The 476-nt window shown below is 47.1% G+C and carries 1 protein-coding gene; it reads left to right on the forward strand.

Annotated elements, in window-relative coordinates; translation table 11 throughout:
* Positions 1-476 (forward strand): hypothetical protein (locus EG885_RS22980; protein ID WP_207392404.1); only part of this gene is annotated, 476 nt, incomplete at both ends.

The raw sequence follows: 476 nt of genomic DNA on the forward strand, positions 1-476 counted from the left end.
TGTTAAAGCCTCTGCGCCAGTAGCTTTGTTTGGTGACGGTACCGCTATTGATCCTAAAGATGCTACGCTTACTGGTATGTTGACAGCAGCAGCTATCATCGCGCTTACCTCTTACCTAACGCTAAGCAGCGCTACTAGCATTATGTCTACCGCCACCCGTGCTGTAGGCAGCACAGTAAGCACTGTTGCTAGTACTACTGCTTCTGCAGTGGGCGCTGGTGCTAATATTGCTACTACAGCCGTTCAAGGCTCTGACGGTAGTATCCAACAAGAAGCCAAAGCCATGTATGATCGTATATCTGGTGATATCAGCCGCGATGATATCGAGCAAATGGTCGCTGAAAACACTCAAAACCTAGATCAACAGCAAGTGTCTGCAACTGCTGACGTGGTTGAAGAGATGATGAACGAGACCAAAGGTGAGGTTCAACAAATGGACTTTACTGATCTTAATACTTGGCGCAACATTGATGACT

Origin of the sequence: Paracoccus nototheniae, from assembly GCF_004335005.1 — a bacterium.
GTDB classification, from domain to species: domain Bacteria; phylum Pseudomonadota; class Alphaproteobacteria; order Rhodobacterales; family Rhodobacteraceae; genus Paracoccus; species Paracoccus nototheniae.